Source organism: Sphingobacterium sp. (assembly GCF_032065005.1).
Classification (GTDB): Bacteria; Bacteroidota; Bacteroidia; order Sphingobacteriales; family Sphingobacteriaceae; genus Sphingobacterium.
In genome coordinates this window covers 23,250-48,610 of sequence record NZ_DAMBMM010000011.1, presented here as the reverse complement: position 1 = coordinate 48,610, position 25,361 = coordinate 23,250, and the positions used below count along the sequence as shown (strand labels likewise).

21 protein-coding genes are annotated in these 25,361 nt (G+C 39.0%); 7 read left to right on the top strand and 14 right to left on the bottom strand.

What is annotated here, in order from left to right:
• Nucleotides 1–58: 58 nt before the first annotated feature.
• The 4 genes from RT138_RS15905 to RT138_RS15890 form a co-directional block, all read right to left on the bottom strand.
• Nucleotides 59–1,012: a hypothetical protein gene (locus tag RT138_RS15905; RefSeq protein WP_313191454.1), complete on the bottom strand. Its 954-nt coding sequence runs from the start codon at nucleotides 1,010–1,012 to the stop codon at nucleotides 59–61.
• Between the two features lie 235 nt (nucleotides 1,013–1,247).
• Nucleotides 1,248–2,732 (bottom strand): hypothetical protein, encoded by a 1,485-nt coding sequence (locus RT138_RS15900; protein ID WP_313191453.1) that lies wholly within the window; start codon nucleotides 2,730–2,732, stop codon nucleotides 1,248–1,250.
• A gap of 164 nt (nucleotides 2,733–2,896) precedes the next feature.
• Nucleotides 2,897–5,221, bottom strand: a complete 2,325-nt coding sequence (locus RT138_RS15895) for a glycoside hydrolase family 95 protein (RefSeq protein WP_313191452.1) — start codon at nucleotides 5,219–5,221, stop codon at nucleotides 2,897–2,899.
• Between the two features lie 3 nt (nucleotides 5,222–5,224).
• The gene (locus tag RT138_RS15890; protein ID WP_313191451.1) at nucleotides 5,225–7,129 is read right to left on the bottom strand and encodes an alpha-L-fucosidase; all 1,905 of its coding nucleotides are present in this window, start codon (nucleotides 7,127–7,129) and stop codon (nucleotides 5,225–5,227) included.
• Between the two features lie 310 nt (nucleotides 7,130–7,439).
• Between RT138_RS15890 and RT138_RS15885 the strand changes: the two genes are divergently transcribed.
• Entirely contained in the window at nucleotides 7,440–8,612 is a 1,173-nt protein-coding gene (locus RT138_RS15885; protein ID WP_313191450.1) for an aminotransferase class I/II-fold pyridoxal phosphate-dependent enzyme, read from the top strand.
• Nucleotides 8,613–8,751: 139 nt separating this feature from the next.
• Here RT138_RS15885 and tpx read toward each other — a convergent pair whose 3' ends face one another.
• Nucleotides 8,752–9,249 carry a thiol peroxidase gene (tpx, locus tag RT138_RS15880; protein WP_185213371.1) on the bottom strand — a complete coding sequence of 166 codons (498 nt, stop codon included), beginning with the start codon at nucleotides 9,247–9,249 and terminating at the stop codon, nucleotides 8,752–8,754.
• Nucleotides 9,250–9,443: 194 nt separating this feature from the next.
• On the opposite strand from tpx, the gene RT138_RS15875 reads away from it, so the two are divergent.
• The 3 genes from RT138_RS15875 to RT138_RS15865 all read left to right on the top strand — a co-directional run bounded on the left by RT138_RS15875 (nucleotide 9,444) and on the right by RT138_RS15865 (nucleotide 12,560).
• Nucleotides 9,444–10,664, top strand: coding sequence for an outer membrane protein transport protein (locus tag RT138_RS15875; RefSeq protein WP_313191449.1), 1,221 nt, complete (start codon nucleotides 9,444–9,446; stop codon nucleotides 10,662–10,664).
• Nucleotides 10,665–10,683: 19 nt separating this feature from the next.
• Nucleotides 10,684–11,985: an SGNH/GDSL hydrolase family protein gene (locus tag RT138_RS15870; protein WP_313191448.1), complete on the top strand. Its 1,302-nt coding sequence runs from the start codon at nucleotides 10,684–10,686 to the stop codon at nucleotides 11,983–11,985.
• Nucleotides 11,986–12,143: 158 nt separating this feature from the next.
• Entirely contained in the window at nucleotides 12,144–12,560 is a 417-nt protein-coding gene (locus tag RT138_RS15865; RefSeq protein WP_313191447.1) for an OsmC family protein, read from the top strand.
• A 6-nt stretch (nucleotides 12,561–12,566) separates the two neighbouring features.
• On the opposite strand, the gene RT138_RS15860 is transcribed toward RT138_RS15865, so the two are convergent.
• From RT138_RS15860 to RT138_RS15835, 6 genes are all read right to left on the bottom strand, one after another.
• Entirely contained in the window at nucleotides 12,567–13,577 is a 1,011-nt protein-coding gene (locus RT138_RS15860; RefSeq protein WP_313191446.1) for a LacI family DNA-binding transcriptional regulator, read from the bottom strand.
• A gap of 31 nt (nucleotides 13,578–13,608) precedes the next feature.
• A complete protein-coding gene (locus RT138_RS15855) occupies nucleotides 13,609–15,042 on the bottom strand; it encodes a S41 family peptidase (protein WP_313191445.1) in 1,434 nt (477 codons plus the stop codon).
• 70 nt (nucleotides 15,043–15,112) lie between these two features.
• Nucleotides 15,113–16,606: a S41 family peptidase gene (locus tag RT138_RS15850; RefSeq protein WP_313191444.1), complete on the bottom strand. Its 1,494-nt coding sequence runs from the start codon at nucleotides 16,604–16,606 to the stop codon at nucleotides 15,113–15,115.
• A complete protein-coding gene (locus tag RT138_RS15845; protein ID WP_313191443.1) occupies nucleotides 16,603–17,163 on the bottom strand; it encodes an HAD hydrolase-like protein in 561 nt (186 codons plus the stop codon). Before RT138_RS15845 ends, RT138_RS15850 begins: the two co-directional genes overlap by 4 nt.
• A 1-nt stretch (nucleotide 17,164) precedes the next feature.
• A complete protein-coding gene (locus RT138_RS15840; RefSeq protein WP_313191442.1) occupies nucleotides 17,165–17,632 on the bottom strand; it encodes a hypothetical protein in 468 nt (155 codons plus the stop codon).
• 1 nt (nucleotide 17,633) lies between these two features.
• On the bottom strand, nucleotides 17,634–18,284 hold the full coding sequence (locus RT138_RS15835) for an ABC transporter ATP-binding protein (protein WP_373865682.1): 651 nt from the start codon (nucleotides 18,282–18,284) through the stop codon (nucleotides 17,634–17,636).
• 147 nt (nucleotides 18,285–18,431) lie between these two features.
• Between RT138_RS15835 and sucC the strand changes: the two genes are divergently transcribed.
• The 3 genes from sucC to RT138_RS15820 all read left to right on the top strand — a co-directional run bounded on the left by sucC (nucleotide 18,432) and on the right by RT138_RS15820 (nucleotide 22,108).
• Nucleotides 18,432–19,631 (top strand): ADP-forming succinate--CoA ligase subunit beta, encoded by a 1,200-nt coding sequence (gene sucC, locus RT138_RS15830; RefSeq protein WP_313191441.1) that lies wholly within the window; start codon nucleotides 18,432–18,434, stop codon nucleotides 19,629–19,631.
• Between the two features lie 281 nt (nucleotides 19,632–19,912).
• On the top strand, nucleotides 19,913–21,226 hold the full coding sequence (gene hemL / locus RT138_RS15825) for a glutamate-1-semialdehyde 2,1-aminomutase (RefSeq protein ID WP_313191440.1): 1,314 nt from the start codon (nucleotides 19,913–19,915) through the stop codon (nucleotides 21,224–21,226).
• Nucleotides 21,227–21,295: 69 nt separating this feature from the next.
• Nucleotides 21,296–22,108 carry a hypothetical protein gene (locus RT138_RS15820; protein WP_185213482.1) on the top strand — a complete coding sequence of 271 codons (813 nt, stop codon included), beginning with the start codon at nucleotides 21,296–21,298 and terminating at the stop codon, nucleotides 22,106–22,108.
• 55 nt (nucleotides 22,109–22,163) lie between these two features.
• Here RT138_RS15820 and RT138_RS15815 read toward each other — a convergent pair whose 3' ends face one another.
• The 3 genes from RT138_RS15815 to RT138_RS15805 are packed head-to-tail and all read right to left on the bottom strand — an operon-like array spanning nucleotide 22,164 to nucleotide 25,356.
• Nucleotides 22,164–22,745, bottom strand: a complete 582-nt coding sequence (locus tag RT138_RS15815) for a hypothetical protein (protein ID WP_313191439.1) — start codon at nucleotides 22,743–22,745, stop codon at nucleotides 22,164–22,166.
• A 24-nt stretch (nucleotides 22,746–22,769) separates the two neighbouring features.
• Nucleotides 22,770–23,411 carry a response regulator transcription factor gene (locus tag RT138_RS15810; RefSeq protein ID WP_313191438.1) on the bottom strand — a complete coding sequence of 214 codons (642 nt, stop codon included), beginning with the start codon at nucleotides 23,409–23,411 and terminating at the stop codon, nucleotides 22,770–22,772.
• Between the two features lie 4 nt (nucleotides 23,412–23,415).
• On the bottom strand, nucleotides 23,416–25,356 hold the full coding sequence (locus RT138_RS15805) for an ATP-binding protein (RefSeq protein ID WP_313191437.1): 1,941 nt from the start codon (nucleotides 25,354–25,356) through the stop codon (nucleotides 23,416–23,418).
• Between the last annotated feature and the right edge of the window lie 5 nt (nucleotides 25,357–25,361).

Genomic DNA, 25,361 nt, shown 5'->3' with positions numbered 1-25,361 from the left:
CCTGCTTCGGAAATGAAGCAGGTTTTTTTTATATAGAGGGGTGGTTAGTTCAAAACATTCAAGAGGAGGTTACCCTTGTTTGATCAATAGTATAGTTTTTTCGTTCCAGATACTTCCAAACCGAACAGCCATTTACACGATGGAATACCCTATGAAATTCATAATCGCTTTTAAAGCCCGATTCAAACAGTAATTTATTGATCACCGCCGTATCTTGATCTGCATGCCCTAATTTATCCATAAAATAGGAAATGCGTTTAGAATTGAGATAATAATCAAAATTACCCCGCAAATAAACTTTAGTGATTTCCTTTAATTCACGGTCAGACAATGGCAAAAACTTTGCGATGTCGCCTAGTTTAAATTCAGGATTCATAAAGAGCTTTTCCTGGTCCATTAATTGGTCAATGGCTGTCACATAAAAGATCAGGTCTACGTCCTTCTTAAATGAGTCTTCCAACCTTGGATTTTTTTGCAATCCGTAAAACCGAAACATGTAGGCGAAAAATATTTGCACCGTTTTAAAATACCGATAATAGAGGATAGAAAAGAGAACCAAAAAAGTATAGAGACCATCTGGGAACTTGAGGAACAAACCGTTTTCAAAAATAATCCCATTGAAAATAATGACTGTAAGGACAAGCAGCTTTGACAGTATGAGAGAACAAGCTAATTGTCCATCAATGGAACAAGATAGCTTAGCCAAGTTCTTTCTAAATGGCCAAAGTATATAGATGTCATACACTAGCGTAACGGCGAACAAAATTGTCCTTGACCGTTGATTAAAAAAATCCAGGTAATCGTAGATCATCCCTTCTTTTATCTGTTCTGAAAAGATATTGTAGAGGAAAAAGAAGACATAAAAAAGTAAAAAAGGGAAAAACGCCAATAGCATGAGGTATCCCGAGGTCCTGATTTCTAAGACGATATTGCGGAGATATAACGAAGATAGGGAAACCAAACATAGGCTACTGGTTGCAGTAAAAAGTAGGTCAATATGAGGATCAATCATGGATACCAAATATTTAACTAATAGAACAACAATGGAAGAAAACATTAGGATTCGAATAATCTCCCCTCTTTCATCCCTAATAGTCTTTACCTTAAGATAGAGGATTATGATTAGTACCTGAATAATAGTTAGCGCTAGCAAATAAGCCATATAACAATAATAACACACTATTATTAACAAATTAAAAAGGTCTCGTTAAGTTTAATTTTTTAATCAGTACGATGATTTCGAAATTTTATTTAAAAACAACCACTTTGTTCGCGTCCCAAGTTTCATCGATGATCACTTCAAAAAAGCCTGTAGAGAAACCTGATGGGTACAAAGGCCCTTTGAAAATCAACTTCACATTGTTTTTGATATTTGATTTCAGCCTAAATTTTCGGATGACTTTACTTTTGTCCCAGACCTCAATTTCATATTGAACGGGAAGCTCCTTATCAGATAGTCCTAAAAAATGACTAAATGAAATTTCTCTATTCAGATTAAAATCTTGCTCAAATTCCATTGGTTTTGTAGGTTCTTCCAGAATTTTGGTATCTACTTTTATATTAAATGGTTTCCAAAAATAAGGAGCAGTAATTGGTCTGACGGTGACTTTTTTAATTTCCTTTAGGTCTCGAATATCGGAAAAGTTCAAGGTTACCAAACTATAAAGGCGCTTAAGCTTGACCTGTTTTTCTACATTTTCCTTTAAGTCGAAGGAATCGATTGCGGCGAATGAACGGGCAAATTTATCATCGAAGGAATGGCCTATAAAAATCTGGTCCTTATTTTTGATATCAGCAGGCATCAGTAATTTTTTTGGTGAATCATGGAATAAGATAAGGTTATAATAGCTTCCATAAGGAAGTTCCACTAATTGTTCCTTATTATTCTGGGACAGGTCAAAACTTCCATTTTTCACAAGTTCACCTGTTTTCTTTTTAAAGATAAAATAGGGCAAGTCTGACAAATTAGGTTTACTGCGTTCCTTTGCCCTACCATAAAACTTAATATTATCTATATAATGTGCATGTTTAACTAGTTCCTCAACATAAGGGGTATGGTTTACAGGGTCTTTCATCAAGATTTTAATGGTGGCTTTATCATTTCCTTTTAATTCTTTCGGAATTTGAATGTTATAGGTTTGCAATTGTTTTGAGGCATTAGAATGAGGAACAATGTCAATTAGTCTACTTGAACCTACAATAGAATCATCCTTTTGATCCAAAAATTGTATGTAGAAGTATTTTTGATTTTCATCTGTGGATAACAAATCAAATTCAATTCTATCGAGTTCATGGATTTTCGTCAGATTTATTTTGATTTCAATCCACGCTAATGCTTTCAGAGTAAAGACATAATTATCTTTATCCGCAGGCTTTGAAGGGTTATTTACAAAATGCTTAGTACTATCTAAACTTGTGAAAACGTACATTTTAAATACCTTATCATATTCATAGGTTGGTTCTAGAGATTTTTTATTCATATCGAAGTTACCCAATAGTTCAAATTGATCAGGATGAAGATTTAATAGGGTATCATTTTGAGCAGATTTGGTTGAGGGAGCGGAATGGTAGGATTGGATCTCAGACTGGAAATTTGAAAAATTGAAAGAAACTTGATGTAGGCCATTGTCAGGCTGTGGGGCTTCGTGATCTTTCCTTTTACAGGAGAAACAAAGCAATGTTGGGATTAGGAAGGCTAAAAGAAAACGGAGGGACCGGCAAAATAAATTCATAGTAATTAAAATTTAAAGTAAACTAAAATATTTTATGTTTAAATTAAATGATAGAGTTTAACAGAAAAGAAAAAAGAGATAATCAAAATATTAATTATCTCTTTAATCCTCTGTAAGATAGAATGATATCTAAACTTTACATCAAAAAAACTTAATTAAATGCTTTAAGAAACGCTGTAGCTTATTTTTTCTCCATTTTTGATAACAGGTACTTTTTCACCTTTTTTACCTTTAATTTGAAGATTTGTAACTTTTCCGTCTTTCCATTCAAAATCAACCGTGTAATTCCCTCTGGCTTTTAAACCAGAAACTTTACCATCTTTCCATGCTGATGGTAAAGCAGGCAATAAATGGATATAACCATCATGGCTTTGAATCAGCATTTCAGCGATACCTGCTGAACCGCCAAAGTTTCCATCAATTTGGAAGGGAGGATGGGCACAAAAGAGATTAGGATAGGTGCCTGCTCCAGCGCCTTCATAAGTCGTTCCACTACCATATGCTGGTTGCAACAACTGTCTCAAGATTTCTAGGGAATGGTCACCATCATGCAATCTCGCCCAGAACAAGATTTTCCAAGCTCTGGACCAACCCGTTCCTTCATCTCCACGAACGGCCAAAGTTTTCTTAGCGGCCTCTGCCCATTCCGGACTGCTCACAGGCGATATGAAATTTGCTGGATATAATCCATATAGGTGAGAAACATGTCGATGCTTAGGTTCAACTTCTTCATAATCTTCCAGCCATTCCATTACACGACCTGATTTGCTTACTACCACTGCCGGAGGTAACTGTTTTATGTCGGTCTGCAACTGCTTCGCGAAATCATCATTTAAGCCAAGGATCTCATTACTTTTTATGACCGATTCATATAATTCGCGGACGATTTGGTTATCGATAGTAGGTCCCATGACCACAGCAGCACGCTTTCCATTGGCCAATTTGAAACCATTTTCTGGAGAAACCGAAGGAGAGGTGACTAACCATCCCGTCTTAGGGTCTTTTACCATGGTGGCTTTATAAAAAACAGCAGCTTCTTTTAAAACCGGATATATTTCCTTGAGGTATGCTTCGTCCTTAGTGAATTGGTAGTGCTCCCAAAGGTGATTGCACAACCATCCGGAAGCCGTACTGGATCCCCAAGAAGCGTGTTCACCCGGGGCAGTGTAACCCCATGGGTTCGTCATCATATAGACAACCCATCCAGGTGCATTATAATAAGCCTTTGCTGTTTTTGTCCCTTCTTTCGCAATATTTTTGATCATCTCGATAAAAGGTTTATGGTATTCAGAAAGATTGCTCACTTCTACTCCCCAATGGTTCATCTGAGCGTTGATGTTCAAATGGTAATCTCCGTTCCAAGGGGTCTGGATCTGATGGGCCCAAAGACCTTGAAGGTTAGGTGGCAATGCTTTCGGGGTATGGGGCGATGCGCTTGCTAAGGTTAAATATCTTCCGAACTGATAATATAAAGACGCCAGTCCATTATCTTGGCTTGGATCTTTAAAGAAAGCCTGTAAACGGTCTTTTGTCGGAACATCTGCCTTTGGGGATACATCTGCAAGCTGTAGGGAAACGCGATCGAACAGAGGCTTATATTTTGCAGCATGTGCTTTCCACAGTTTAGCATAATTGCTTTTCTCCACCTTCAACATTTCCTTTGACACATAATCCTTAGGATCATGTCCATAATAACTGGTAGAGCCTGTGAACAACACTAGGGCCTCATCTGCACCCTTGATAATGATCTGATTGTCGTGGTTCTGAAGAGTTCCTCCTTTTGTCAGGACCTTGAACTTGGTGGCAAACTGTATTCCACGGCCTCCCTTTCCATCCGGAAGGCTGCCTGTTACCGTAATTTCATTTCCGTTTATCTTGTAGTCTTCCACATTTTGATCTCTATAGAAATGCATGGCAAATGCTATAGATTTCTTTTTATCTGCAGACAAACGGACAACGCCTACATTCTTGTCAAAAGATGTAAAGTATTCCCTTAGGTAATGAGTGCCATTATTGCTAAAACTGGTAACCGCTTTTGCATCGGCGATATCCAGCCAGCGTTTGTAATCGGTAGTTTCCCCCTGATGAAAGAATAGAAAATTCATGAAACCAAGATTCTGGAATGCGCCATAAGGGGCATCAGCTCCGTTACCTTGTCCTGAACCGGCTCCAACACATACAAAATTCCTATTGACCAATGCTTCTGCTAGGTCATTCTTACCTTCAAACAGCAGTTTCTGGATTTCACCAACAGAATTCATTGCCTTATAGTTGTTGGCATCTTGGGGAGATCCGGACCACATGGATATTTCATTCAATACAATGGATTCATCATTGACCTTGCCATCCGGCATCATTCCAATCAATCCGTTGCCCAATGGCAGGGTCTCTTCCCAAACTTTTGCGGGTTCCTTATACCATAATTTAGAATCCTGCGCACTTAGAAGTCCCGTCCATAGGCACAAACTCATCAACACTACTCTCTTCATTTCTTATTTTAAATAGATATCAAACTCTGCTACTGAAAATTCTTTTCCCTCACTTAAGATCTCTTTCGGGATAAATCGTATATAATGTGCTTCATGGGCGGTATCAAAATTGATATTCTGTTCCGTTGCATTTGCTCGAATATTGGAAAACTCCCCTATTGCTGCCGTCTTCCATTCTTTTCCATCAATACTGGTCTGTACTTCATATTTGGAAGGAATTCCATTGATCTTGCGATCCTGTCTCGGCATATAGCTCATTCCGACAACCTCTTCTGTTTTTGGCAGACGGATTTCAACGAATTTTTGATTGCTCAAGATAGTTTCCCAAACCGTCTTGTCATTGTTGTCTGAGGCCAGTTTTACATTTTTATCCGCAGAAATGATCGTGATCTGATCCTTGGCGATTTTTTTACGGTCGGCATGATCAAATTTAAAATCAGACTTCGCTTCCTTGAACAATGCAAAGTCGCTCAAGGTAGGTGCAACAGGTGCATACAGTTTCAGTCTCAATTTGCTAGCACGGATGGGTTGGTCCAATTTGATCAATCTGGTTGATCCGATACTGGTCGCTGAAGCCAATGGCTTCCAGTTATCTTCCGACCAAACCTCTACCTGAACACTATCCAAACGCTGTCCCAGTTTGATATTTTCGCGCAATCTAATGAGGTCAAACTCTTGATCATGGGCCAGATTGATTTCTATCGTTGGGTTCAGTACATTATCATCCGAGGCATAATAAGAATACCTATCGTTGTCAAATAGATTTTTCTCGGAGAACTTTGCATGGTTTTCTCTTATATTGCTTGCTTTTGCCGTAGCTCCAGCGGCTAAATTATCAGCGAAGGTTGCTTTTAATTTTTCTCCAAAAGCAGCCAGTGATTTCACATCATTATCATGTAGGAGACCATTTGGCATTGGCGCCAATCCAAGGTTCATGTTGCCACCACGTCCCACTGATTTCAAATATATTTCAAACAGTTGATTTGGTGTTTTCACCTTTTCGTTTTGGTCCTCATGATAGAACCAACCTGGTCTTTGGGGAACATCACATTCTGCGGGAATCCAGAATTCACCATTACGGTCACCGGATGGCAAATTGGAATCATCGACTTCACCAGGAACGGCTGGTTTACCTGGGGTTTTGCTCTTCGGAGTCAGGGTTGCCCAACTGGTTTCTGCAGCAAATCCTTTTTCATTTCCTACCCATCTCATATCTGGGCCAACATCTGAGAATATCATGGCCATTGGCTGAAGTTTTCTCACAATTGGCCAAGTCTTTTCATGCCATTCATAGTAGGTGGTACGGTCAATAGTCCGTTTTTCATTTTTTCCACCATAATAGCCATCACCCCCGTTTGCACCATCATGCCAAGAAGTGAACAATGGGCCGTAGTTGGTCATCAATTCTGTAAGCTGCTCACGATAAGCATCTGCATAGGCTTTGGTGCCATATCGCGTATCATTTCTATCCCAAGCCGAAAGGTAAACACCGAATTCAAGGGCATTGTCATGCGAGGCTTGCATAAATTCTTTGACCATATCTCCTTTTCCATCACGCCAAGGTGAACTGGCTACACTGTATTGGGTCGTTTTAGTAGGCCATAGACAAAAGCCGTCATGGTGTTTTGCTACCGATATCAAGCCTTTGAAGCCTCCTGCCGCTGCAGCTTTGGCAATTTGGTTGGCATCGAACTTTGTCGGGTTGAATATTTTAGGGTCGGCATCACCGAAGCCCCATTCTTTATTTTGGAAAGTTGTCGGAGTAAAGTGAATCAAGGTGTACAATTCCATTTCATGCCATTTCAATTGCCTTTCACTAGGCAGTACACCGTAGGGTTTAGGCTCGGTTTGTCCAAAGGAAAGCAAAGGGCATAGTAACACCAAAGAAAGTAGGTTAGATCTTTTCATAAACGCGCTTAAAATAAACCCTCAAGATACAGAAAACTGCATAGATTCATGGGTAAAATTCGTTTTTTGATGTAATTTCTTTAAAACAATAAGGATTTTTCATTAAACAATCGATTTCGTTGATAAACCAACAGAAGCGAATTGTAATCATAATTAATTCATCAAAATATATTTAGAAGGTAGAAATTGAAAAACTTTGGTTCAAAAATCGGCCTACACAAAGGTTTGCATAAAAATATTTTCAATTCAGGCTTAAAATTATCTTATTGACTTAGTGCTTTTTATTGAAAAGTGAATAAATTTGTTAATCATGAATAACGAACAATCCAAAATCATCCGCGAGCAAGCCAAACGTTCTTCATTGAGGGAGCATTCGGTACCATTATACTTAACCTCAAGTTTTATTTTTGACAGTGCTGAGCAAGGCCGTGCGGTCTTTGCTGACGAAGAAGAGGCCATGGTCTACTCTCGATATGCTAATCCTAACACCACTGAGTTTATCAACAAAGTCTGTTTAATGGAAGAGGCTGAAGCTGGATTAGCTTTCGCATCTGGAATGGGTGCAATCTTTGCCACTTTTGCAGCTTTCATCGCACAGGGAGATCATATCGTATCTTCTCGAGCAATATTTGGTTCAACCCATCAGCTGTTTACACAGCTGTTTCCACGTTGGGGAGTAACAACGACCTATGTGGATGCCATTAACCCGGAAGAATGGGAAAAAGCCATACAGCCCAATACAAAATTTATCTTCTTGGAATCTCCCTCTAACCCTGGTCTTGAACTTGTGGACCTGGAATGGCTAGGAGGTCTAAAGAAAAAATATCCACATATCATTTTTGCAATTGATAATTGTTTTGCGACACCTTATCTTCAGAAACCCCTTCCCTATGGTTTCGACCTTTCCATACATTCGGCCACGAAATACATGGACGGACAAGGCCGGGTACTTGGCGGTGTTGTAGTTGGTAAGCAGGAATTAATGGACAAGATGATGTTCTTGATCCGTCATACTGGTCCAGCAATGTCTGCATTTAATGCATGGATTCTTTCAAAAAGCATTGAGACTTTGGGATTACGTATGGACAGGCATTGTTCAAACGCCCTTGCTCTTGCCGAAGAACTGGAGAAAAATGAGGAGGTTTTGGATGTGAAATATCCTTTCTTGCCATCGCACCCTCAATATGAACTTGCAAAAAAACAAATGAAAGCGGGTGGAGGGATTGTGACCATTGAAGTGAAAGGTGGTAAGGAGCGTGCATTTAATTTCTTGGATGCATTAAATATGATCCTTTATACATCCAATTTAGGTGATTCCAGAAGTATAGCGACTCACCCTGCCTCTACTACCCACTCCAAGTTATCTGAGGAAGAAAGGGAAAAATTAGGGATCAAACCGGGAACCGTAAGACTTTCCATTGGAATCGAAGATAAACAGGACATCATCGATGATATCCTTCAAGCCTTAGAGGCTTCGAAATAGACAAAAAAAACGGGAATTAAAGCCCGTTTTTTTGTCTAGTATTGAGAAGTGAGATTTGAGTATTGAGAGAGAAACCGTGTTAAATTTGGTCTTCAGCAGAGATAAAATTTCTCAAATCTCAAATCTCATATCTAACATCTTAAACCGCCGCTAATGCTGCTTCGTAGTTTGGCTCTTCTGTTGTTTCTGCGACCTGTTCAGTGTATTTCACTTTTCCGTCTTCATCTACAACGACTACCGAACGGCTTAAAAGACCTTGAAGAGGTCCATCCGTAAATTTCACATGATACGCATTATTGAAGTTATCGTCTTTAAAATCGGATAAGGTCACTACATTTTCCAATCCTTCAGCTGCGCAGAAGCGACTCTGAGCAAAAGGAAGGTCTTTGGATATACAAAGGACAACGGTATTATCTAAGCCAGAAGCTTTTTCGTTGAATTGACGTACTGACATGGCACAGGTCCCTGTGTCAATACTTGGGAATATATTAAGGATTACTTTCTTTCCTGCAAAGTCTTTCAATGATTTTTGTGATAAATCACCAGCTGTAAGTGTGAAGTCAGGAGCAACCTCACCTACTTTAGGTAGGTCTCCACCGGTATGCACTGCATTACCTTTAAATGATACTTGAGCCATAAATATTTTTTTTATCTGTTTATATTGAAAACCAATATACCTTAATTATGTTTTGATTAAAAACGATATGCACTCTTTTATCGAATCTTGACAATTAGTTTATAAATATTTATCAATTAATTTATAATAATTAATAGAATTTTACTATGTTAGCATATCAAATTAAATTTGAAAAACGCTAATCAATAATTACTATGAAACGATTATTACTCAGTTTGTTATTAGCTTCCCCTACGCTTTTGTTTGCACAGGGCTCCCAAGTTAATACCCAGAGTCAAAAGGCAGTGGGTATGGCTGGTGCAGGATCTGCACTTTTTATCGATGAAACATCCATCGTATACAACCCTGGAGCACTGGTGAAAATGGAGAATAATGGGGTACAAATAGGTGGTAGCGCCATCATGTACAGGTCTGCTTTCCAAGAAGCTGGTAGCCCAGATGTACACCATACGAAATTCCAAATATCCCCTCCCTTTGGTGCTTATGCCACTTTTGGTCCTAAAGGATCTTGGTGGAAAGCGGGCATCGGTGTTTATACTCCCTTTGGTGGTGGAGTTGACTGGGGAACGGAATGGCCAGGTAGATTTTCATTGACGCATCTATCCATGCGTGCAATCTATATCCAACCAACAATTAGTTTTAAACTGACCGATCAGTTCTCTATCGGTGGTGGATTTGTTTACAACATCGGTTTGGTGGATTTAGGAAGGGCTCTTCCTGTTTTCTACCCTGACGGAAGAACAGGTCAGGCTACCCTGAAAGGAACAGGAACGGGTATGGGCTATAATTTAGGTGTTCACTATACGCTTGATGAAACCTTTGCTCTATCCCTAAACTACCGTTCAAAAGTTGTTACAAAACTGAAAGGTGGAGATGCCTCATTTGAAGTGCCAAATGCTTTGGCGGCCAACTTCCCGAATGGCAAATTCGACGCTGAATTACCTCTTCCAGGTTCATTCAATATCGGTATGACTTTCCCATTATCGGATAAAGTGGATGCAGCGATCGATGGATCCATTATCAATTATGACATCTATAAAGAATTGGTATTTGATTATGAAAACAATACCCCAGTATTGCAAGATACCCGTTCAGAGAAAAAATATCAAAATGCCTTTTCAGGAAAAGCTGGTCTGAACTATGAGGTGAATGACAAACTCGATCTACGCCTTGGAGCTGGATATGTCTACACTCCTGTTCAAGCAAAATATGTTTATCCAGAAACACCGGATAACAACCGTGTAATGGCGGCAGGAGGTGTAACCTATAAGTTTTCACCAAACTGGCAGATGTCAGCAGCCTATGTTTTCCAAAAGATCTTGAAGAGAACAACCACGAATGCTGAAACGCAATTGAGAGGAACGTATGAAACCAATATTCATGCTCCAGGTATTTCTGTTTCTTATTACTGGTAGGCCTTAAATTATGAAAACAATGAAAAAGAACTTTAAACTCTATATCGGACTTGCAATTTTAGGATTTGCGAGTTCATGTGCCCCGTCCTTGGATGAACTGGAAGCCAGCAAAGGAACAGCTGATTTCTCGAAATTCATCGCCGTGGGTAACTCTTTGACTTCTGGTTATGCAGACAATGGCCTTTATCTTGAAGGACAAAAAGTGGCATTCCCTAATTTGATGGCTGAGCAGTTTAAAACTGTAGGTGGTGGTGAATTTACTTCCCCATTCTTCAGTCAGGAACAAGCAAATGGTTCAGGTTATATCCAATTGAAGTCTTTGGTTGATGGCAATCCAGTGATGGAGCCTGTGACAACCAATTTGGCAATCCGTGGAAAAAGCCCTAATGGTGGTCCATTATACACAAAACATACAGAGCCTATTCAAAACTTAGGCGTACCAGGCATGCGTTTGGATATGTCCATGGCCCCTGGAATTGGTACTGTTATGGGAAATCCTTATTTCGAAAGGTTATTACCTGATGGCACCCCTCAAACATTGAAATATGTGGAATACGCGGCTTCTCATGAACATACGTTCTTCTCCTTCTGGTTAGGAAATAATGATGTATTAGGCTATGCAACCAATGGTGCAGCTGCATCAACGGATCCAACCAAGAAATTGTTGGATTTGGCAACTTTTGATTTTGCCTACAATACTTTTGTCAATGCACTGACTCAAAATGGCTCAAAAGGCGTTGTGGCGACCATCCCTGACGTTACGACCATTCCTTTCTTGAACACCGTAACTACCGCTCGCTTAAATGCCGCAGTAGAAGCTGCTTCTCAAGGTAAAGCTAAGAATGTATTTATCGCAACTAAAACAGGACCTAGAATGGCAACTGATGCCGATCTATTTGTGCTGACTTTCCCTACTACGCTATTGGGCAAGCCAAATGAGCAACAGATTCCTTACGGTATGCATCCATTGAACCCTATTGAGGATCAATATGTATTGGATAAAGCTGAGGTAACTGAGGTTTCAGGGCGTGTAAAAGCCTTTAATGATAAGATTAAAGCGATCGCTGAATCGAAACAACTTGCTCTTGCTGATGTTCATGCTTTCCTAAACAAGGTGAAAGCAGGATACAACTACAATGGTGTTCACATTTCAGCAGCATTTATTACTGGAAATGCTTTCTCTTTGGATGGTGTTCACCTTACTCCAATGGGTAATGCTATCGTAGCAAACTTATTTATCGACGCCATCAACGCTAAGTACAATTCTAAAGTACCTAAGGTTGATATCAGTCTATATCGAGGTGTAAAATACCCGAACTAATAAAACAAGAAACCCCCAAATCTTTGGGGGTTTCTTGTTTTTTATCCGATCCATAAAGGCATTCAATCCTCTCGAATGTCTATAATATGTAGTCTTTGCGTGTTCCCTTTTCGTCTTGAATGTATTTTGACTACCTTTAAAGCTATAAATCAAAAAACATGAAAGTACATATTAAAAGACAGAATCAAGCGGTACACTTCGAGGCATCCAGCGAACTTTCACCCATAACAGTTCATGTAGACGGGCCAGAATCAATTGGAGGCGAAGGCAAGGGCGTTAGACCGATGGAATTGGTATTGATGGCTTTAGGTTCGTGCAGTGCGTTTGATTTAACGACCATCTTGCAGAAACAGCGTCAAGATATACAGGATATACAAGTGGATGTGGAAGGTGAGCGTAGAGATGAAATCCCTAATATCTTCACTAAAATCCATATTTCCTTCAAATTGAAAGGAGAGATCGATGAAGCTAAGGCCCAAAAGGCAGCCGAACTGGCCGTAAAGAAATACTGCTCGGTACATGACATGCTAGCGAACGGTGGTATTGAAATCACCTATAGCATTCAGATCAACTAATCCTGATTACTTAAGCACCAATTTAGAAGGGAATACCACATCCTGTGGTTTGTTGGTATATTCTTTCTTATCTATACAATCGAACAATATCTCGGAAGCTTTTTGAGCTTGTTTTTCAGGGTATTGTTCGATACTTCCCATTGGCGGATTATCCATATATTTCCATAAAGGATAGTTTGCATAGCTAATGAAAAACATATCTTGATTGAGGACTATGCCTCTTTGTTTGGCATAGCGGATAAGGTCCAAAGTCACGAAGTCATTAAAGGAAACAACGGCCGATGGTCGATCAGCTAGGGAGCATATTTTATCCATTGCATCTTCATTTCCCTGTTCCGTAAGATCAGTATTGACAACAAAGCTTGATTCTGCACCGATACCCTTCTTTTCCAAGGCATTTTGAAAAGCTTCTGCCCTTTCCTTTGATGCTAACAATGATTCAGGGCCATTGATCAGGGCAATTTTTCGGTGCCCGCGGTCTACGAATGCTTCGATGGCTTCGATCATTCCTGAGGCAAGGTCGCTGTATACCTTATGTACATGTTCTAGGTCGGGAACACAGTCAAAAAACACAATTGGGATTTCCGTTTTGGCAAGTAATTCCAAAAAGTCGGTATCACCAGTATTTTTACTCATGGAAATTAGGATACCATCTACCCTATGCTTTTTGAAAGTCTGGATAATATTCAGTTCCCTGTTCTCATCATCCAGCGATTGGCCAAGAAGCACGGTATATTTCTTTTCTTCGGCAACATTTTCGATCACACTGATGGCTTCAGAGAAAAAAGGTTCAGATAGTTTGGGCAGAATGACACCGATCGTAAAGGTCTTGCGTTGTTTAAAGAAAATAGCAGTTTGATTAGGCTCATAAGCCATTTCTTCAGCCATTTTCTTCACGCGCATAGTCGTGACCAACCCAATGCTTGGGTGATCATTCAATGCCCTAGACACAGTAGAAGGAGAAATCTTCAGTTTCCTTGCGATTTCTTTGATCGTGGTTGGTTTATTTCCTGCCATGCATCAAAGTTAATAATTATATAATGATAAATTAGTCCTTTATCATATTACGACGTGGTATTTTGTTCAATTCACGTGTAGTTCTGTTCACTGAACTTCGAACAGTAGCAGTTCTGCTGCTAGCCTTAGATCCAGGACCAATCAGGATATTCAAGGCTTTGCGGGTCATATCCTCGCTCGGATCTCCAAACTGTTTATAGAAGTTATCAAAAACATTCGGATAATCAGCAGGGATACCATCCCAGTAGTCTGTATAGTTAGCTGCATTGATGATTTTGAATGATGCTGCCCAAAGTCCAACTTTTCCTAGGATATCCTCTCTATAAAAGCCAACTGGCTTTCCATAGGTCGAAGCATCATAACCAACAAGTTTAACATCCATATAAGGTTTCAAGGCAGAGATCACAATCTCGCTCGCTGAAGCCGTATAATCACTCACCAAGAATACGACCTGTTGGATTTCAAGATTTCCATTATCCTTTACAAAGATTTCATCTGCAAATTCTGTTTCACCTTGATCACGTTCCTTTTTAAGATTTTTATTCAGGTCATATTTAAACATCAGCTTTCCATTTCCTGATGAATTGATGATTTTATTGAGCAAATGGATAGCGGAACTTACATATCCCCCTCCATTATATCGTAAATCTACAATTAGCTTGGTCACATTTTGGTTTGCGAAAACCGCAAAGGTGGAGTCGATTCCTTTTTTCATTTTACTGTCCGAGACACCTGACGTAAGTTCCTCAAAAGAGGATAGACCGATATAACCAGCTTTTTTTCCATTCTCAGTAAATACCTTACCTAATTGGAAAGGCTGAATATCATAGGAAGTATAATTCAGATTATAGGTTTTTTGTACATGTTGGGCATTTTCAGTCTTAATGCTCAGGGTATTCCCTTCTATGTATTCATCCACCTTGGTTTTGTTGGAATACACCATTTTCTTATCACCTTGCATTTCAAGGACTTTATCTCCCCTTTTGATACCTACAGCTGCCCCTGGGGAACCGCCTTCTACAAAGTAGACAAACAAGCTATCTCCACGATTTCCATCAAACGCCATATATAAGCCATAACCATCCGCTAAATCAGCCATTGCTGAGGCTTTGGAATCTGCGCCGAGATCTTCAATCCAGGAAAAGCGATCTAAAGGTCCATTGTAGGTGGGATGATACTTATAATCATTCTTTTTAGGCGTTAGCCCCATCAGATAACTCAAAAGGTCATCTGCATCAGTATATTTATCTGTTAGACTGGAAATAGGATTTGCAACTGGAATAGAGGACTCCCAATAGGATGAATATTTATATTTAGAGTAAACATTATCTAACACCTCTTGATCAATGGTTCTGTCACCACCAGGTCTTGGTGGAGGAGTAATATCATCAAGATCTTTTTTACAACCGAATATGGAAACTAGGGTCAATAACACCACTAATTTACTGAGAATAGCGTTTTTCATTTATAACATTAAGTAATATCGAAGCATGCAAAGATGATTCCAATAATTGACTTCCAAATTCGGAAAAAGATTAATCAACCTTTGGTATACTTCGAAGTTTCAGGTCCGGAAACTTGTACATATTATTTCGATGGTCGTTCAATTCCGGAACTTTTATCTCTCTAGCTCCTTCAAGCCCAGTTTTTGTAGCCCTGCTGGATGCCCTAGCCCCTGCTCCTGTTCCGGTAATATCCGAGATAGCAGTAGCCAATAATGCTTCTTTCTCATCTCCTAATTCTGTGAAGAAACCATCCGAGGCGTTGGTGATCTTTCCTTTTAATCCATCAAAGTAATCTCCAAAACCGTCCTTATTGAGCATTTGGAAAGATGTAATATAAAGATCTGCATAGCCATGTACCACTGGATATCCAAAAAAGCCAACCGGCTTGCCGTAGGTACCTTTTCCATTGGTTGTGATGATCTGCACATCCATATAAGGTTTCAGCACATTCATGACTAACTCACTGGCAGATGCTGTTCCGGTGGTTCCTAAGAAGTAGATTCTTTGTAGGTTCAGGGCGTTGGTTTTATTAAAGTTCACAGAGCGGAATGGAGCTTCAGGATCAGTTTCATCATCCCAACCCCATGCTTTCAGATTCTTATTGATCTTATAGTCATACATTTTACCTTTTGCTCCAGCGGTAGGCACCAAAAGGTTTGACATCATTTCAGCTGTTGAAGTTGAGCCACCTCCGTTATATCTTAAATCTATGATCAACTCATTCACGTTGGCCGTTTCAAATTCCTTGAATGCATTTATCATGGCTGTATGATAGCTGTTAGGTCCAGATTTACCAAACACATTGACAAAGGAGGTGTAAAAGATGTATCCTATTTTCTTCCCATTGATGGTAAATATCTTTTTGACTAAGATTGGATCGATATTATAAGCTCCTCCAGAAACCGATACGGTTTTTGTCGCCGTTTCTCCAGGTGCTTGAACCACCAAATTCAAGGTCTCCTTGCCTTCTACAACTTTATAGTAGTTTTCGATAGCCTTTTGCTCACTCTTATTATAGTCCAGATTGCTATCACCATTGATGCTCACAATGCGCATTCCACGTTTTAATCCAGCCTTCTCACCGGGAGAATTCTTTTGCACATACTTGACATACATATTGGCTTCGCCATTGTTCTGGTTGCTGACCGTAATAAAAATTGGGACTATTCCTGTTTCTTTGTGCACACCTTGCTGAATTTCCTCACTCACGGTGCCTTCACGATCAACAAAGCTAAAGCGATCTTCGGGAGCATTTCTTTTCAGTGCCGCCAGAACCCCTTCGGCATCCTGATAGGCATTCGTAAATGCTTTAAGGTCAGGTTGGCCTTTCGAATCTACTTTGGGCTGTGGGAGTTGATCTTCCCAGAGGGAAAACGCTAAGGAGTAATAGTAAGTGGAGTCTCTTAAGAGGATTTCTTTGTCAGGATCTCGACCATCATCGGATGGTTGAACCGGGTCTTTTTTACAACTAGCTCCAAAAAGCAATGAAAGCAGTAAAAAAGGAAGAACAAATCTTTTCATCATAACCTAGCTATATTGTCTTCAATGAAAATCAAATCACTCTGTGTTATATGATTTTCTGAAGCAATATAGTTAAATGGTTCAATATTTCTGAAATTTAACTCATCGATAAAATAAATTTTAACATTTCGGTCAAAACCTTGCCAATCAATATGTTTTAGTTTATTTAACTGTAACGCTGGGTTCCCTTTGGTTAATATGGCAATCTGTCCGCCATGCTCAAGAATGGAGGCAAATAACAGCTTGATTTCATTAAACAGGAACAGTTTCAAGGGAAGATGTCCATTCACCATTAAACGTTCAAAGTTTTCCTTATAATCTTTACTGAAATTGAACTTTTTGGCGGTTTGCTCATATAGATGATCCTCTCCATTTTCCAGATATTGATCTTTCATATAGTTCACCAGTTCAGTAGAAATCGCTCTTCCTTCAGTAAACTCAACAAACTGCGAAAAAAGATAATAGATCTGCAATAAATAGTCCTTTTTTGGAAAAAGGACATCGTCTATTTCAAATAGATATAGTTTTTTATCGAGGGGAATATTTGAAAAATCGATCATGTTAAATTGTACAAAGCGCTATATCATCACCATCATCCGAAATGGTAAACAGACCAGAAACTTCCGATTCCAATTGATGGTCAGAAATCAGGCTTTTACCATCTAAAACCAACAATAACTCCACTGCTGAAGGTGGATTCTCCAAAACATACAGCTCTGTCAATGCCTCCTTAGATGGAGAGAGCAATTGAATTCCATATTCTTCAAAAAGGATTTTGGACTCCGCCAACACATTGATTTCGTTGAGGCCTAGAGGCAGTAAAAAATTCACCTCCTTATCAAGACAGCGTTTCAAAAGTTCATGGGCGTATGTTGGATTTGCTGCTGTGGGAATTTTTTTAAAATTAGCTTCTAAAAAGCTGGGCACTTCTTCAGAAGTTGCGAAAATAACCTCAAATTGATTGTTCAACATTTTGGAAAGTCTTTGAGCCAATGGCCTTGTTCCAAAAGTTATCAGGAGCTTTTGCATATTAATAGATTAAACCGTCTCTCATATGGATCGTACGATCCGAAATTCTCGCGAGTTCCTCATTGTGGGTGACAATGACAAAGGTCTGTTGCATTTTATCCCTGAGGTCAAAGAATAATTGATGTAGGGCAGTCGCATTTTCCGAGTCTAGGTTTCCTGAGGGCTCATCAGCAAGGATGAGGGTAGGATTATTGATGAGCGCTCGAGCTACCGACACCCTTTGTTGCTCTCCCCCAGACATGGCCGAAGGTTTATGATGAGCTCTATGGGCAACACCAAGAATATCCAAGAGTTCCAAGGCTCGCTTCTCAACAGCTTTTTTATCCTGACCAGCGATGAAACCAGGTATGGACACATTTTCCAGGGCAGTGAATTCAGGAAGGAGATGATGAAATTGAAAAACAAAGCCTATGTGTTTATTTCTGAAATCACTCAGTTTTTTTTCATTCAAGGCAAAAACGTCCTCACCCTCGATCAGTACAGTCCCTTGATCAGGTTTATCCAAAGTACCGATGATATGGAGCAAGGTACTCTTACCGGCACCAGAAGCCCCCACGATGGAAACAATCTCCCCTTTACGGACAGAAATACTGACACCCTTGAGAATTTCAAGGTCGCCATAAGACTTAAAAATGTTATTTGCCTTTAAGATCATACTGCGAAAATAACAAAAATCAAAAACAACTTGCCGTTCAAGCGATATAATAAATAGTAAGGCGTAACAAAGGACAATTTAATCGTAATAATAACTTGACCCTTACGAATAAATACGCTATTTTTACAGCAAATTTTTTTATCAATGAACATTCACGAATATCAAGGAAAAGAAATACTTAAGAGTTTCGGAGTAAGAGTACAAGAAGGTATTGTTGCTGAAACCCCAGAGCAAGCTGTTGAAGCTGCTAAGAGAATGAAAGAAGAATTCAACTCGGATTGGGTTGTGGTAAAAGCACAGATCCATGCGGGTGGCCGTGGTAAAGGTGGTGGTGTGAAATTAGCGAAGAACCAAGATGAAGTATTGCAACGCGCAACTGACATCATTGGAATGCAGTTAGTAACTCCACAGACTGGTCCAGAAGGTAAAAAAGTTAATAAGGTTTTGATCGCTCAGGATGTTTACTATCCTGGTGACAGCGAAACCAAAGAATTCTACATGTCTGTATTGTTAGACCGTGCTACTGGTCGCAACATCATTATGTACTCTACAGAAGGTGGTATGGACATCGAAGAGGTAGCTGAAAAAACTCCACACCTTATTTTCAAAGAAGAGATCGACCCTAAAGTAGGTCTTCAAGGTTTCCAAGCTCGTAAAATCGCTTTCAACTTAGGCCTTTCTGGTCCTGCGCACAAGGACATGGTTAAGTTTGTTGCTGCATTGTACAAAGCTTACGATTCAATTGACGCATCTATGTTCGAAATCAACCCTGTTTTGAAAACATCTGATGATAAAATCCTAGCGGTTGACGCGAAAGTGAACTTGGATGAAAACGCTTTATACCGTCATCCAGAAATCGCTGCTTTACGTGATATTACGGAAGAAGATCCAACTGAAGTGGAAGCTGGAGAATTCAACCTTAACTACGTAAAACTTGATGGAAACGTAGGATGTATGGTAAATGGTGCTGGTTTAGCAATGGCAACTATGGACATCATTAAAATTGCTGGTGGTGAGCCTGCAAACTTCTTAGATGTTGGTGGTACTGCAAACGCTGAAACTGTAAAAGCTGGTTTCAACATCATCTTAAAAGACCCTAACGTAAAAGCTATTTTGATTAACATCTTCGGTGGTATCGTTCGTTGTGACCGTGTTGCTCAAGGTGTTATCGATGCATATAACGAAATTGGAAACATTCCGGTTCCAATTATCGTACGTCTACAAGGTACAAACGCTAAAGAAGCTAAAGAATTAATCGACAATTCTGGCTTAAAGGTGTACTCTGCAATCTTATTGAAAGAAGCAGCTGAACTTGTAACTAAAGTATTAGAAGAAGGAAAATAATTCTTCCCATAAAAATGCGGGCTTTTCTCAAGAAAGCCCGCTTTTTTTATGGAGTATTTAGTATTAAGTATTTAGTAGTTAGACCTATTGCTTCTTTTCAGATTTGTAGCTTTGAGGTCTATATCAAAGTAAAACTACCGATAACAATACACTAAATGCTTTGACAGGTTATATTATAACATTTCCGTCATAATCCCTCAATATCCAGCCCTCCCCCAATCTAAATACTAAATACTAACTACTAAATACTACTTTTGTACCATACAATAAAACAAAAAACTATGACAACATCTACTTCAGATATTTCTCGCGAAAAGTCAGCGAAGTTATTTGAAAAAGCCAAGGAATTCTTTCCTGGTGGTGTAAACTCTCCTGTTCGTGCATTTAAATCAGTATATGGAACTCCTTTGTTCATTGAGCGTGGCGACAAGGCCCATTTATGGGATGCTGATGGCAATGAATTTATTGACTATTGCTGTTCTTGGGGTCCTTTGATCCTTGGCCACAATACGCCAGAAATCCGTGAAGCTGTGCAAGAGCAATTAGGAAAAGGTTTGAGTTTTGGAGCTCCTACAGCGCTTGAAAATGAATTGGCAGAGCTGATCCTTAGCAACAACAAAAAGATTGAAAAAATCCGTTTTGTAAGCTCAGGTACAGAAGCTGTGATGTCTGCTATCCGACTGGCTCGCGGATACACAAAAAGAGATAAAATCGTAAAATTCGAAGGCTGTTATCATGGCCATTCAGACTCCTTATTGGTTAAAGCAGGCTCAGGTCTTGTCACCTTCGGTGAAACCTCTTCAGCGGGGGTACCTAAAGCTTTTGCAGATGAAACTATCGTCATTGCATTGAATGATAAAGAAGCCCTTAAAAAGGTGTTTGCAGATTTCAAGGATCAAATTGCCGCGGTTATTATTGAAGGTGTTCCTGCAAATAATGGCTTGTTGATACAGGATAAAGATTACATACATTTCTTGAGGGATATTACCCAAGAGAACGGTGCATTATTGATCATGGATGAGGTAATCACTGGATTCCGTCTAGGTTTTGAAGGTGCTTCCAAATATTATGATATCCAACCTGATATTTTGACCTATGGAAAGATTATCGGTGGTGGTATGCCTGTGGGGGCTTATGGAGCTTCCAAGGAACTGATGGGTTGTATATCGCCAGATGGTTCGGTATACCAAGCAGGAACCCTATCAGGTAATCCGGTTGCTATGGCAGCTGGAATTGCAGCTTTGCAGATCCTTGCACAACCTGGTTTCTATGAAAAACTAGAAAAAACAACCCAAGAATTCGTTAATGAGCTTCGTTCCTTCATTAAAGAGAATGATTTTGAGGTTTCCATTACGACCATTGGTTCCATTTTCTGGTTTGCCTTTAATGACAAGGAAAAAATTCAACGTGCAGATGAAATTGATCCGGCATCCATGGAAAAATACAAAGTGATGCATAGGGAATTATTGAACAGAGGAATCTATTTCGGTCCTTCCGGATATGAGGTAGGATTTATCTCGGCTGCACATACAGAAGATGACCTTCAGAAAACACTTCTCGCGATAAAAGAAGCTTTACAGATTGTATTTCAATAAAAAATAAACAATTTACCGTTATATTTGTTTAAGTAACATAACAAATTCGACTAAATTTTAAATTAAGTGATGAGAACATTCAAATCAGCATTAGCAGTATTAGCTGCAACAGCGGTACTCGCTTCATGCAATAACCCGACAAAAAATCAAGAAGGAGAAGTTAAAGATTCTACAGCATTAGCTGACACAGTTGGTGCAATCGCAGTGAACCCGCTTCAACATGCGAAAGACTTCCCAGGAGCAACCTTGAAAATCGCTTCATTAACTTCTGAAAAAGTAGGAACAGACTCTGCAAAGATTACAGTTAAATATGATGTTCAGAACTTTAAATTAACTGAGCAAACTGAACATGAGCACCACATGGCAAATTCACATGATGGTCAACATATCCACTTTATTTTGGATAACACTCCATATGTAGCTTTGTACAAACCAGAACATACATTTACAGTACCAGTTAATTCTGAGCACTATTTGATGTCATTCTTGTCTCGTTCATTCCACGAATCCCTAAAAACTGCTGACGCTTCCAAATTAGTGAAGTTCAAAGTAGAAGCTGACGCTAAAATCGCTGAGCTTCCTACTCCTACTGAACCTTCTTTGTTCTACAGCAGACCAAAAGGTGATTACAAAGGTGAAGAAACTAAAACTTTATTGTTAGACTTCTTCGTATCTAATGCAACATTAGGCGCAGATAGCTATAAAGTAAAAGCAAACATCAATGGTCAAGATTTCACTTTGGACCAATGGGTTCCTTACGAAATCCTTAACCTGCCTCTAGGCGAAGCAACTGTTAAATTGACTTTGGTTGATAAAGACGGTAATGCTGTAACTGGAGACAATGTTTCTGTTGAAAGGAAAATCAACTTATTAGAAAAATAGGTTTTTTCTAAATAAAAAGATAAGGGGCAAAATAATCATTTTGCCCCTTATCTTTTTAACCAAATATTGCAATCATAAATACAAGACTAAAAAATAACAGCATCCCAATTACTTGCCATATGACCGCTGGCTCTCTATAAAAGGTTCTTTCCACAGAACTACCATGAGACCTGACCAACATCACGTACTTATACCAATCCCATATAAATAAAAATATTGAACTCAGCATTAACATTCCTGTAATCACCCATGTCCCTTTAAAATTAAGATCCACAGTTATTATGAAGATATTTGAAATCACTACAAAAAAGATCAAATTCCCTAATGCTGCAAATTTTTGTGTAAAAAGAAGAAACGCTGCTGTCAATTGCATCATCCCAATAAACTTCCAATAATCTGAAGCTTGAAATAAGGCTTCAAAGAAATATCCAATTTTAGTCTCAACCCCCAATCGAGTAAACCGTTCACCTTCAACCTTAACAATGCCAGAAGGAATAAAAGCCATTCCCATCAGAAACCTTAGCCCGATTATACATAATTCAACCTCTCGATTATTCCGAATCCTTTCAAAAAACAATGCCCATTTAGATTTGTTAATTTCACCTGAATCCAGATTTTTGACTACTTCAAGTTTCATAAAACGCTATATTAAGTGTAAAGTTTAATTAATTAGTCCTCGTTTAATAGCTTGTTTGACCAGTCCAGCGGAAGTCTTAACACCCAACTTTTGATTTAGGTTCAAGCGATGGGTTTCAACGGTACGTAAGCCAATAAAAAGCTTATCTGCGATTTCTTGGTTGGTAAATTCTTCTGCAATCAACCTTAAGATTTCCGTCTCCCTATTTGTCAATGGGATATCGTGCATGGATCTTTTATGCCCAAAGATACTCTCTTGCAACAGGGAAGATTTCAATCTTTCATCGATATAATTCTCTCCTTCCGCAACCTGAAATATAGCCTCAATAATGGTTTGTCGATCTGCATTTTTAAGTAAATAGCCCTTTGCCCCATTTCTCAAAATCTGTTTGATATAATGAGATTCATCAAAACTACTGAACGCAATAATTCTTAACGCTGGATAACTTTTCAAAACACTATAGGCCAGATCTATTCCACTTATCCCCGGCATTTGAATATCCATTAGTAAAATATCTGGACTACTTTCCTGTAATTTATTGATAAGTTCATCTGCTGTTTGCACGGCGAGAACTACTTGAATCCTCTGCTCAGAGGATAACATCGATATTAAGCCATCAACAACCACTTTATGGTCATCAATTATCGCGAGCTTTATATTTTCCATAATTTTAAATATGCTGATTGTTGATATTAAATTCTAAATAAACACTTAGACCCTTTCCCGGTCGGTTTTCGTATTCCAATTTACCATCCATGGCTACTGCCTGTTTTTGAAATCGCTGTAAACCTACTCCCTCTTGGTCCACCGCATCAAAATTGATCCCCTTGCCATTATCCTCCACTGTCAAAAATATAATGTCGTTATGCTTGTTGATCTGAACTAATACCACGGAGGCTCCAGCATGTTTCATCGCGTTGTTCAGCAATTCCTGGATCATGCGATATACCGCCAATTCAAATCGCTCATCATAACGGCCAATCTCTCCCCAACTATCAAATTGAACCTCCAAGTTATGGCTGTTTATTTTATTACAATATTTTCTAATTGCTTCAACCAATCCTTTCTGAAGCACAATATCGGGCATAAGGTTATGTGAGGTCTTCCTAATTTCATCGGTAGCATCTGTTAGCAATTGTAGACCTAACTGGTAATTTTCCAGATTACAGGTATATTCCTTACATGTCTTAAAAGATTGAAACTGCATCTTAGATGCTGTCAACATCCCAGCTACTCCATCATGCAACTCTTTTGCTATTCGAATGCGCTCCTTTTCTTCGCCCTCCATAAAGGCCTGCAATTGTTGCACTTCTTTTTCCTTCTCATTGGCAACAGTTTGCAAGGCAAACTGCTTCCTCTTGCTATAAATAAAGAAGACCGCGAAAATCAAGAGCATCAAAAAAATGATGGCTGTAGTGATTGAAATAAAAAAATACTGTCGGTTCTTTTGAATGGTGACTTCCTGTTCTACAAGATCCAATTTCTGCATGGAAAGCTCTTTTTCCTTTTGGGCAGTTTCATACTTGATATGCATTTCATTGGCCTCACGTTTGGTCTTTTCATTCAATGTACTATCATTCAACGAAGCATATTTGATATAGTAATGTAAAGCAGATTTATAATCATCCACCTGACTATAGGCCGATGAAAGGCCCTTATAGATATCATCCAATTGCAGAACGGTTCCACTTTTCAAGGCGATTTTTTCAGCATTTTTGTAAAAATGAATGGCATTTTCTGGATCCTTCTTTAATCTGCATCCATCCGCAACCGCTAGATTACCAATGAGTAAATATTGGGTTTCATTGAGTTGCGCAGCATGGTAGATAATTTGCTGACCGTGATAGATTAATTCATCAGGTTTCTTCCATGCTTGATAAAGTTGTGTAAAGGCATTATGGGCAAGGGAATACTCAAAATGGGCCCCAAATTTCTGCGCCAATGCTAAAGCTGCCTGTGCATGTTTCAACCCCTCTGGAAACCTTTTCAGGGCTGAATAACAATTTGTAAAACCAAGATTCGCTGTGATTAAGTTTGATGTATCTTTCCGAATAACAGCCAAATCCCTAGCTTTTTTAAAATAAATAAGCCCTTTCTCTATCTCTTCCAAATTGTAATATAGGGCACCCATGCTATTATAGGCATTGAGTATGAGGTTGCTTTTATTGCTACCCTCCAACATCTTTATGATTTTTTGCTGCAATTCAATTTCTTTTTCTAACCTCCCTAATCGGCCATTCAATGCTGCGATATTCACGTAACATCGAATGATATTTTCCTTTGCAGCAACTTTTTCAAAATGCTTTATTGCTGTTTCAAAATTTTCAATGGAAAGACTGTCAAATGCGTCCCGAGCATTAATAAAACCAATATTGAACCATGCAATTCCGCTCCAGTATTCATTCTTCAATTTCTTACTGAGGTCCATTTGTTTATAAACTAACCATTTGGATTGAACAGGGTCAGTATAGATTACCTTGTTGATATAATTATCTAATTGAACCATTTTCGTGGTATCATCCTTAAGACCCAAAATCCTATCTAACTCCGAATTTGAGGGTGGGTTATTGTCCTGAAAGATGGAAAGTATCATCCTTAGGACTAGTAGCATGATTT